Origin of the sequence: Serratia silvae (assembly GCF_023282985.1) — a bacterium.
Lineage (GTDB): Bacteria > Pseudomonadota > Gammaproteobacteria > Enterobacterales > Enterobacteriaceae > Chania > Chania silvae.
Genome location: NZ_JAGQDC010000019.1, coordinates 105,034 through 114,919 on the forward strand (window position 1 = coordinate 105,034; position 9,886 = coordinate 114,919).

Sequence of the window (9,886 nt, forward strand, 5' to 3'; positions counted from 1 at the left end):
TTCCTTATTCGGCGGCGCCGGGTTTGCGATTGGGCTGAGCATCGAAGCTCATGCCGGTTTTACGACGGCTGTCATCGCCCATCAAATACAGATACAGCGGCATGATATCGGCCGGCGTTTTCAGCTTGTTTTTATCTTCCTGTGGAAATGCGGATGCGCGCATTTTGGTGCGAGTTCCGCCAGGATTGATGCAATTTACCCGCAAGTTACGATTCTTATACTCATCGGCCAATACCTGCATCATACCCTCGGTAGCAAACTTGGAAACCGCATAGGCTCCCCAGTTGGCACGGCCGGTACGGCCAACGCTGGAACTGGTGAATACCAGCGATCCCGCGTTCGAATTCAGCAACAACGGCAGCAGCGCCTGGGTGAGCATGAAGGTGGCATTCACGTTGACCTGCATCACTTCGTTCCACATGGTCATTGAAAGCTCGGCCATCGGGGCGATGTCGCCCAACAGACCGGCGTTTTGCAACACACCGTCCAGGCGTGGCACCTTGGTGGTCAAATCTTCAGCCAGAGCTTGGCACTGCTCTGGCGTGGCGTGTAGCAAATCCAGCGTAACGATATGCGTTGGGGCGCAGGAGATGGCGGCAATTTCGGCCTGAACGGCCTGCAGCTTGCTTTCCGTGCGGCCAAGCAGCACCAGTTGCGCACCGTAACGAGCGTAGGTCAGCGCCGCTTCACGGCCAATGCCGTCGCCCGCCCCGGTCACCAGAATAATTCGTTGTTCGAGCAAATCCTGCTTGGGTTGGTAATGCACAATAGTTCCTCGCGCCTGGTTGGCGGCTCTCGCACTATGGCTGGGAGCTCGGGTAGATAACGAATCGCTGGCAGGAGCAGGGGTGCTCAACCACATTGGCGATCCGCCGCGAATTTTTGTCAGCACTTTAATGAATGATGTCTGTTATATGCCTGAAATGGATCGCATTTTCAATGAGTAACCCACATAAACGGCATTCTTTTGTAACAAAAACGGTACAATAGCGGCTTGGTTATGGATGTTGGCAACCCCATAGCACGAAGGTGCGCAGCATGCTGAGCCGTTCATCAATCTGAATTTTCATTTAGGCGCGACAGCCTTGGTGGCGATTGGCTAAAATGAACGGGATCACACTAACAAACTGTAAATAAAGGCGGTATCTGTGGAGTTTATATCTGTTTATGGCCTTTTTCTGGCCAAAGTCGCCACGGTGGTGATTGCTATTGCCGCGCTGGCGTTACTGGCGGTGAGCCTCGGGCAGCGCAAGAGTCAGCAGAAAGGGGAACTACAGCTTACCGACCTGGGTGAGCAATATCGTGAAATGCAGCGGGAAATGCGCCTTGCCCGCATGGGGGAGGCAGAGCAGAAGGCCTGGAGCAAGCAGTTCAAAAAGCAGAACAAGGCCGACGACAAGCTGAAAAAGCAGCGAGCCAAAGCGGGTGCGGTAGAGGCAGCCAAACCTTGCCTGTATGTGCTGGACTTCAAGGGAAGTATGGATGCCCATGAGGTCAGTTCACTGCGTGAAGAGATCTCTGCCGTATTGGCGGTAGCGACGGCCAAAGACGAGGTGTTGCTGCGTTTGGAGAGCCCTGGTGGGGTGGTGCACGGTTATGGTCTGGCAGCCTCGCAGCTGGAGCGCCTGCGCAAGGGCGGTATCCGCCTGACGGTGGCGGTGGATAAGGTCGCGGCCAGCGGCGGTTACATGATGGCCTGCGTGGCCGATCGCATTGTGGCGGCACCGTTCGCCATCATCGGGTCGATAGGTGTGGTTGCGCAGATCCCCAACTTCCATCGCTTGCTGCAAAAGAGCAATATCGATGTGGAGTTGCACACCGCCGGGCAGTTCAAACGCACCTTGACCCTGTTTGGTGAGAATACCGAACAAGGGCGGGAAAAATTCCGTGAAGATCTGAACGAAACCCACGAGTTGTTCAAACAGTTTGTTCATCAGCAACGCCCTTCATTGGCTATCGAAGAGGTCGCGACCGGTGAGCATTGGTATGGCACTCAGGCGAAAGATAAAGGGCTGGTTGACGCGGTCGGCACCAGTGACGATCTGCTGATTGCCGAGATGGAAAATCATGAGGTGGTAGGGGTGCGCTATGCTCGCCGTAAACGCCTGATCGACCGCTTTACCGGCAGTGCGGCGGAGAGCGCCGATCGTCTGCTGTTGCGCTGGTGGCAACGCGGTGAGAAACCGCTGTTGTAAGCCAGCAAGGCTATGATTACACGGGGCCAGATGGCCCCGTTTTTAATGGTTAATCCACCAGATGATATTTCTCAGAAAGCACATGGGCCAGGTGCTTAAACATATTAAATACGGCGGTGGTTTTTGCCGTTGGCAGCCCCTCGGGATCTAAAAAGAACTCGCCGCGGAAAACCAACACGCTGCCTTTCTGCTCAACGTCGGTGGCCACCATACCGTGCATATAATCTTCATGTTGGCGGATGATGTTATTTGCTTCGGTAAGCAGATCTGCTCGTTCGATGGGTTGAGTGTTGTTACGCATTTATTTCTCCTGCTAGCGAAAATTCTGAACGTATTCTAGCGCGGGTTCGCGTTTGTCCGCAAACCAGCTAAGGTTTAATTGCCATCTGGATGGCCAGTGATTTGGCTTGCCATGGCGAAATGCGTTTTTCCGCGCTAATTAAGTTGCGTCGCGTTTGTTATCAGGTAGAGTGTGGGATTTTGCGGCTTCCGGTGGAAGGATTTGTTTACGATCAACGCAGGTCATAGCTGGCCTGGCCTCTGGGGTTTGGCGTGAACAACTTAGGCTGGCAAAATGCGTTCAGGTTGACCAGTTAGGCCACCATTAGAAAAAAACAGGTTGATCTCTTGCCAGAGTACCGCAATATAAATAAGAGATACGAATTGCCGCGGTACGGCGAGACAAATGGCTTCTTTTTAGAAGTATTAAAATCAGGTAAAGGTAATTATGGGCAAAGCTCTCGTAATAGTTGAGTCCCCGGCAAAAGCCAAAACTATTAATAAATATTTAGGTAATGACTACGTGGTGAAGTCCAGCGTTGGTCATATCCGTGATTTGCCGACCAGTGGCTCAGCTAGCAAAAAGAGCGCTGAGTCAGCCGAAGACAAAACCAAAGACAAAGCCAAAAAGAAAGTCAAGAAAGATGAAAAGACCGCGCTGGTCAATCGCATGGGCGTCGATCCTTACCACGGGTGGGAAGCGCAATATGAGATTTTGCCCGGTAAGGAAAAAGTGGTCGCCGAGTTAAAGTCGTTAGCCGAAAATGCTGACCACATCTATCTCGCAACCGACCTTGACCGCGAAGGGGAAGCCATCGCTTGGCACCTGCGGGAAGTGATCGGTGGGGACGACAAACGCTTTAGCCGCGTGGTGTTTAACGAAATCACCAAAAATGCGATCCAGCAGGCGTTCCAAGCGCCAGGCGAGCTGAATATCGATCGTGTCAACGCACAGCAGGCGCGTCGCTTTATGGACCGCGTGGTGGGCTATATGGTGTCGCCACTGCTGTGGAAAAAAATTGCCCGTGGCCTGTCTGCTGGCAGGGTGCAGTCCGTTGCGGTACGGCTGGTGGTGGAGCGTGAGCGCGACATCAAAGCGTTCGTACCCGAAGAATACTGGGAGCTGCATGCCGATCTGTTGGCGAAAGGTGAAATCGCGCTGCAGATGGAAGTCACCCACGCCCACGATAAGCCCTTCAAACCGGTTAACCGTGAGCAGACTCATGCCGCGCTCAACCTGCTGGAAAAAGCCCGTTATACCGTGCTGGATCGTGAAGACAAACCGACCAGTAGTAAACCGGGTGCGCCGTTCATCACCTCCACGCTGCAACAGGCTGCCAGTACTCGTCTGAGCTTCGGCGTGAAGAAAACCATGATGATGGCGCAGCGTCTGTATGAAGCGGGTCATATCACCTATATGCGTACCGACTCCACCAACCTGAGCCAGGATGCGGTCAACATGGTGCGCGGTTACATCGGTGACAACTTCGGCGAAAAATACCTGCCGAAGGCGCCTAATCAATACAGCAGCAAAGAAAACTCCCAGGAAGCGCACGAAGCGATCCGCCCTTCCGATGTCAGCGTATTGGCTGAACAGCTGAAAGATATGGAAGCGGATGCGCAGAAACTGTATCAGCTGATCTGGCGTCAGTTCGTCGCCTGTCAGATGACACCGGCGCAATACGACTCCACCACGCTGACGGTGAAAGCCGACGACTTCCTGCTGCGAGCCAAAGGCCGTACGCTGCGTTTCGATGGTTGGACCAAGGTAATGCCTGCGCTGCGTAAGGGCGATGAAGATCGCACCTTGCCGTTTGTGGAAGTGGGCAGCGAGCTGGATCTGCAAAAACTGATCCCGAGCCAGCACTTTACCAAGCCACCGGCACGTTACAGTGAAGCCTCACTGGTTAAAGAGTTGGAAAAACGCGGGATTGGCCGTCCATCTACCTATGCCTCGATCATCTCGACCATTCAGGATCGTGGCTATGTGCGGGTAGAGAGCCGCCGGTTCTACGCGGAAAAAATGGGTGAGATCGTTACCGATCGCCTGGAAGAAAACTTCCGTGAGCTGATGAATTACGACTTCACTGCACGCATGGAAAATGGCCTGGATCAGGTTGCCAACAACCAGGCTGAATGGAAAGCGGTGCTGGACGAATTCTTTGCCGAATTCAGCGAGCAGTTGGAAACCGCCGAGAAGGACCCTGAAGAGGGCGGTATGCGCCCGAACCAGATGGTGATGACCAGCATTGACTGCCCGACCTGTGGCCGCAAGATGGGCATCCGCACCGCCAGCACCGGCGTGTTCCTCGGCTGTTCCGGCTACGCGCTGACGCCGAAAGAGCGCTGTAAAACCACCATCAACCTGGTGCCGGAAGCGGAAGTGCTGAACATCCTCGAAGGGGATGATGCAGAAACCAACGCCTTGCGTGCCCGTAAGCGTTGCCAGAAGTGCGGCACCGCGATGGACAGCTACCTGATCGACAACCAGCGTAAGCTGCACGTGTGCGGTAACAACCCGGCTTGTGATGGCTACGAAATCGAGCAGGGCGAATTCCGCCTGAAAGGTTACGACGGCCCGATCGTTGAGTGTGAGAAATGTGGTTCCGAAATGCACCTGAAAATGGGGCGCTTTGGTAAGTACATGGGTTGTACCAACGAAAACTGCAAGAACACCCGTAAGATCCTGCGCAGCGGTGAAGTTGCTCCGCCGAAAGAGGATCCAGTCCCGCTGCCAGAGTTGCCGTGCGAGAAATCGGACGCCTACTTTGTGTTGCGTGATGGAGCGGCAGGGGTGTTCCTGGCGGCCAACACCTTCCCTAAATCGCGCGAAACCCGTGCGCCGTTAGTGGAAGAGTTGCTGCGCTTCAAAGATCGTTTACCGGAGAAATTGCGCTATCTGGCCGATGCGCCAGTGGCTGATCCTGAAGGCAACAAGACGATGGTGCGCTTCAGCCGTAAAACCAAGCAGCAGTATGTCTCATCAGAGAAAGACGGCAAGGCCACAGGCTGGTCCGCATTCTTTGTTGATGGCAAATGGATTGAAGGCAAAAAGTAACCTTGATGCCAAGCCAGTACTAAAAAAACCAGCTCACAGAGCTGGTTTTTTATTGGCGAAAATCGGCTGGCGGATCTATTCTTTTCTGCTTTTTCTTATTTTTATCGGCAAGCCTCGGCGTTGATAATCATGCGAAAAGATCGTTATCATCTTGTGAAGCGGATCTATACATGGTGCCGTGACATGATATAATGGTTATATAAAAACGTTTTTTATGATTAAAGCTTATTAAAAACGGCGTTTTCATCAGCATCTGGGCGAAATCACTGTGTTTGAGGCTTGTGATAATTAAGCATACTGGGGCAACACCGAGATACCTGGCTGCGGTAAGCCGCAGTGTTTTAACCTAGGATGGTATTAAAATATGAAATTGCAGCAACTTCGTTACATCGTAGAAGTGGTGAATCATAACCTCAACGTCTCTTCTACGGCTGAAGGTCTCTATACCTCGCAACCGGGTATCAGTAAGCAGGTGAGGATGCTGGAGGATGAGCTAGGCATCCAGATTTTCGCCCGTAGCGGCAAGCACCTTACCCAGGTGACGCCTGCTGGCCAGGAAATTATCCGCATTGCCCGCGAAGTGCTGTCCAAAGTGGAGGCCATCAAGGCCGTTGCCGGGGAGCATACTTACCCAGACAAAGGTTCGCTGTATGTGGCAACTACCCATACTCAGGCGCGTTATGCTTTGCCCAATGTGATTAAAGGCTTTATCGAGCGTTACCCGCGCGTGTCGCTGCATATGCACCAAGGCTCGCCAACGCAGATTGCCGAAGCGGTTTCCAAAGGCTCGGCAGACTTTGCCATCGCCACGGAAGCGTTGCACCTGTACGACGATTTAATCATGCTGCCTTGCTACCACTGGAACCGGGCGGTGGTAGTGAAGCCCGATCACCCGTTAGCGGGCAAAAGCCACATCACCATTGAAGAGTTGGCCGAGTATCCTATCGTCACTTATACCTTCGGTTTTACGGGGCGCTCAGAGCTGGATACGGCGTTTAACCGGGCGGGGCTGACGCCGCGTATCGTGTTCACCGCTACCGATGCTGACGTGATCAAGACTTATGTACGCCTGGGGCTGGGTGTTGGCGTGATCGCCAGCATGGCGGTTGATCCGGTGCAGGATCCGGATTTGGTGATGGTGGATGCTCGCGATATCTTCACCTATAGCACCACCAAGATCGGTTTCCGCCGCAGTACCTTCCTGCGCAGCTATATGTACGACTTTATCCAGCGCTTCGCACCGCATCTGACGCGCGACGTAGTCGATACCGCCGTAGCTTTGCGCACCAATGAAGAGATCGAGGCTATGTTCAAGGACATTTTGCTGCCGACCAAATAGGCCGTTAACTTGAGCCGCATTAAACCATTTAAACCGCCGAAGGGCGGTTTTTCGTTGTCTGACGCCTGCTAACTGATTGACCAACCAGTAGCTTCCTGCCTTTGATCGCTCTTGCTTATCGTTATGATCAAAACGTGTTGTTATCAAAACGTTACATGGGGTTTGTGTTATCTTTAAATAAGACCTCAGTAATTACCCTGGTTTGACATAATAAAAAGTGGAGGAGCTATGTCGTCCGATCTTCGTAAAACGAGTATGGATAAGCTGGTAGCACTGGGTAGTGAGTATCACTATTACAGTTTGCCGCTGGCGGCCAGACAGTTAGGGGATATTGACCGGCTGCCGAAATCGATGAAAGTGTTACTGGAAAACCTGTTGCGCCATGTGGATGGTGATACGGTACAGGTTGACGATTTGAAGGCGATCGTAGGCTGGTTACAAACCGGCCATGCCGATCGGGAAATCGCCTATCGCCCGGCGCGGGTGCTGATGCAGGATTTCACCGGCGTGCCTGCCGTGGTGGATTTGGCGGCAATGCGTGAGGCGGTTCTGCGTCTGGGAGGGAAAGTCGAGCAGGTGAATCCGCTATCACCGGTCGATCTGGTCATTGACCACTCGGTTACTGTCGATGAGTTTGGCGACGATGCTGCCTTTGGTGAGAACGTGCGTATCGAAATGGAGCGCAACCACGAACGCTACACCTTCCTGCGCTGGGGGCAAAAGGCCTTCAACCGCTTCCGCGTGGTGCCGCCCGGCACGGGTATCTGCCATCAGGTGAACCTGGAGTATCTGGGGCAAACCGTTTGGCACACCGAAGAGAATGGCCAACGCATTGCTTATCCCGATACTTTGGTGGGCACTGATTCTCACACCACCATGATTAATGGCCTGGGTATCTTGGGTTGGGGCGTCGGTGGTATTGAGGCCGAAGCTGCCATGCTGGGCCAGCCGGTTTCCATGCTAATCCCGGATGTGGTGGGCTTTAAACTCAGCGGTAAGTTATCCGAGGGCATCACGGCCACCGACCTGGTGCTGACCGTTACCCAAATGCTGCGTAAGCACGGAGTGGTTGGCAAGTTCGTTGAGTTTTATGGTGATGGGCTGGCCGACTTGCCGCTGGCGGACCGGGCAACCATTGCCAACATGTCGCCAGAGTTCGGGGCAACCTGTGGCTTCTTCCCGGTCGATGACGTAACGCTAGGCTACCTGCAGTTAAGTGGCCGTAGCGCTGAGCAGATCGCATTGGTAGAAGCCTATGCCAAGGCTCAGGGGATGTGGCGCAATCCAGGCGATGAACCGGTGTTTACCAGCACGCTATCGCTGGATATGTCGACGGTTGAGGCCAGTCTGGCTGGGCCAAAACGCCCGCAGGACCGTGTCGCGTTGCCGCAGGTGCCAACAGCATTCACCGCCGCGACCGAGCTGGAAATTGGTGGTAAGAAAGATAAGCAGGAAGCGAAAAGTTTCACGTTGGGTGGCAAAAGCTTGGAGCTACATACCGGCGCGGTCGTGATCGCAGCTATTACCTCCTGTACCAACACCTCCAACCCGAGTGTGATGATGGCTGCTGGCCTGTTGGCCAAAAAGGCCGTTGAAAAGGGCTTGAAGACCAAGCCTTGGGTGAAAACCTCACTGGCGCCCGGTTCCAAAGTGGTGACCGAATACTTCGATCGCGCCAAATTGACGCCGTACCTGGAACAACTGGGCTTTAACCTGGTTGGCTACGGTTGCACGACCTGTATTGGTAACTCCGGCCCGTTGCCCGAACCGATTGAGCAGGCGATCAAGGCAGGAGATATCACCGTAGGCGCCGTGCTGTCCGGTAACCGTAACTTTGAAGGGCGTATCCATCCGCTGGTTAAAACAAACTGGCTGGCTTCACCGCCGCTGGTGGTAGCCTATGCGCTGGCAGGTAACATGAAGGTAGACCTGACCAAAGAGGCGTTGGGCGAAGGCCGCGATGGCAAACCGGTCTATCTGAAGGATATCTGGCCTACCAGTCAGGAGATTGCTCAGGCGGTGGCCGAGGTCAGCACCGAAATGTTCCATAAGGAATATGGTGCAGTGTTTGACGGTGACGCTGAATGGCAAGCGATCCAGGTGACCGGCTCCGCGACCTATGAATGGCAAGCCGACTCTACCTATATTCGCCATCCGCCATTTTTCAGTACCATGAAGGCGCAACCTGATCTGGTGCAGGACATTCACGGTGCGCGTATTCTGGCAATCCTGGCGGACTCGGTGACGACTGACCATATCTCCCCGGCAGGTAACATCAAACGTGACAGTCCGGCGGGGCGCTACCTGAGCGAACGTGGCGTAGAGGCGAAAGAGTTCAACTCTTATGGTTCGCGCCGTGGTAACCACGAAGTGATGATGCGGGGCACCTTCGCCAACATCCGTATCCGCAACGAAATGGTTCCGGGCGTGGAGGGCGGTTATACCCGCCATCTGCCTTCGCAGAATCAAATGGCGATCTATGACGCCGCCATGCAGTATCAGCAGGAGCAGATACCACTGGCTGTGATTGCCGGTAAAGAGTATGGCTCCGGCTCCAGCCGCGACTGGGCAGCCAAAGGCCCGCGTTTATTGGGGGTGCGAGTGGTGATCGCGGAGTCTTTTGAGCGCATCCACCGTTCCAACCTGATCGGTATGGGCATCTTGCCGCTGGAGTTCTCGCAGGGAATAACGCGCAAAACGCTGGGTTTGACGGGGGAGGAACTGATCGACGTGATTGGTTTACAGGCGTTGCAACCCGGCCAGACGGTACCGGTTAATATCACTTATGCTGATGGCAGGCAGGTGGTGGTGAATACCCGTTGCCGAATTGATACTGGCAATGAGCTGACTTATTACCAGAACGACGGCATCCTGCACTACGTTATCCGTAAAATGCTGTAGATAGAAAGAACAAGGGCGCCAGAAGGCGCCCTTGTTGTTATTTCTAACTGAATACCACGTCCTATGGACGTGGTTATCGGCTTTTTGGCTCTGCCAGTAATGCTACTCATGGGA

6 protein-coding genes are annotated in these 9,886 nt (G+C 53.9%); 4 read left to right on the forward strand and 2 right to left on the reverse strand.

Annotated elements, in window-relative coordinates; translation table 11 throughout:
- Positions 1 to 4: 4 nt before the first annotated feature.
- Positions 5 to 766, reverse strand: a complete 762-nt coding sequence (locus KAJ71_RS19880) for a YciK family oxidoreductase (RefSeq protein WP_248947246.1) — start codon at positions 764 to 766, stop codon at positions 5 to 7.
- A 382-nt stretch (positions 767 to 1,148) separates the two neighbouring features.
- Between KAJ71_RS19880 and sohB the strand changes: the two genes are divergently transcribed.
- Positions 1,149 to 2,195 carry a protease SohB gene (gene sohB, locus KAJ71_RS19885; RefSeq protein WP_248947247.1) on the forward strand — a complete coding sequence of 349 codons (1,047 nt, stop codon included), beginning with the start codon at positions 1,149 to 1,151 and terminating at the stop codon, positions 2,193 to 2,195.
- 49 nt (positions 2,196 to 2,244) lie between these two features.
- On the opposite strand, the gene KAJ71_RS19890 is transcribed toward sohB, so the two are convergent.
- On the reverse strand, positions 2,245 to 2,496 hold the full coding sequence (locus tag KAJ71_RS19890) for a YciN family protein (protein WP_021181261.1): 252 nt from the start codon (positions 2,494 to 2,496) through the stop codon (positions 2,245 to 2,247).
- Positions 2,497 to 2,922: 426 nt separating this feature from the next.
- Here KAJ71_RS19890 and topA point away from each other — a divergent pair, with 426 nt between their 5' ends.
- The 3 genes from topA to acnA all read left to right on the forward strand — a co-directional run bounded on the left by topA (position 2,923) and on the right by acnA (position 9,772).
- Positions 2,923 to 5,532 (forward strand): type I DNA topoisomerase, encoded by a 2,610-nt coding sequence (topA, locus tag KAJ71_RS19895; protein WP_248947248.1) that lies wholly within the window; start codon positions 2,923 to 2,925, stop codon positions 5,530 to 5,532.
- 364 nt (positions 5,533 to 5,896) lie between these two features.
- Entirely contained in the window at positions 5,897 to 6,871 is a 975-nt protein-coding gene (gene cysB / locus KAJ71_RS19900) for an HTH-type transcriptional regulator CysB (protein ID WP_248947249.1), read from the forward strand.
- Positions 6,872 to 7,099: 228 nt separating this feature from the next.
- Positions 7,100 to 9,772, forward strand: coding sequence for an aconitate hydratase AcnA (acnA, locus tag KAJ71_RS19905; protein WP_248947250.1), 2,673 nt, complete (start codon positions 7,100 to 7,102; stop codon positions 9,770 to 9,772).
- Positions 9,773 to 9,886 lie beyond the last annotated feature (114 nt).

What these genes read in the sequence shown, in the direction of transcription:
- KAJ71_RS19890 (WP_021181261.1), bottom strand. Translation starts at nt 2,496, where the DNA reads ATGCGTAACAACACTCAACCCATCGAACGAGCAGATCTGCTTACCGAA.
- topA (WP_248947248.1), top strand. Translation starts at nt 2,923, where the DNA reads ATGGGCAAAGCTCTCGTAATAGTTGAGTCCCCGGCAAAAGCCAAAACT.
- cysB (WP_248947249.1), top strand. Translation starts at nt 5,897, where the DNA reads ATGAAATTGCAGCAACTTCGTTACATCGTAGAAGTGGTGAATCATAAC.
- acnA (WP_248947250.1), top strand. Translation starts at nt 7,100, where the DNA reads ATGTCGTCCGATCTTCGTAAAACGAGTATGGATAAGCTGGTAGCACTG.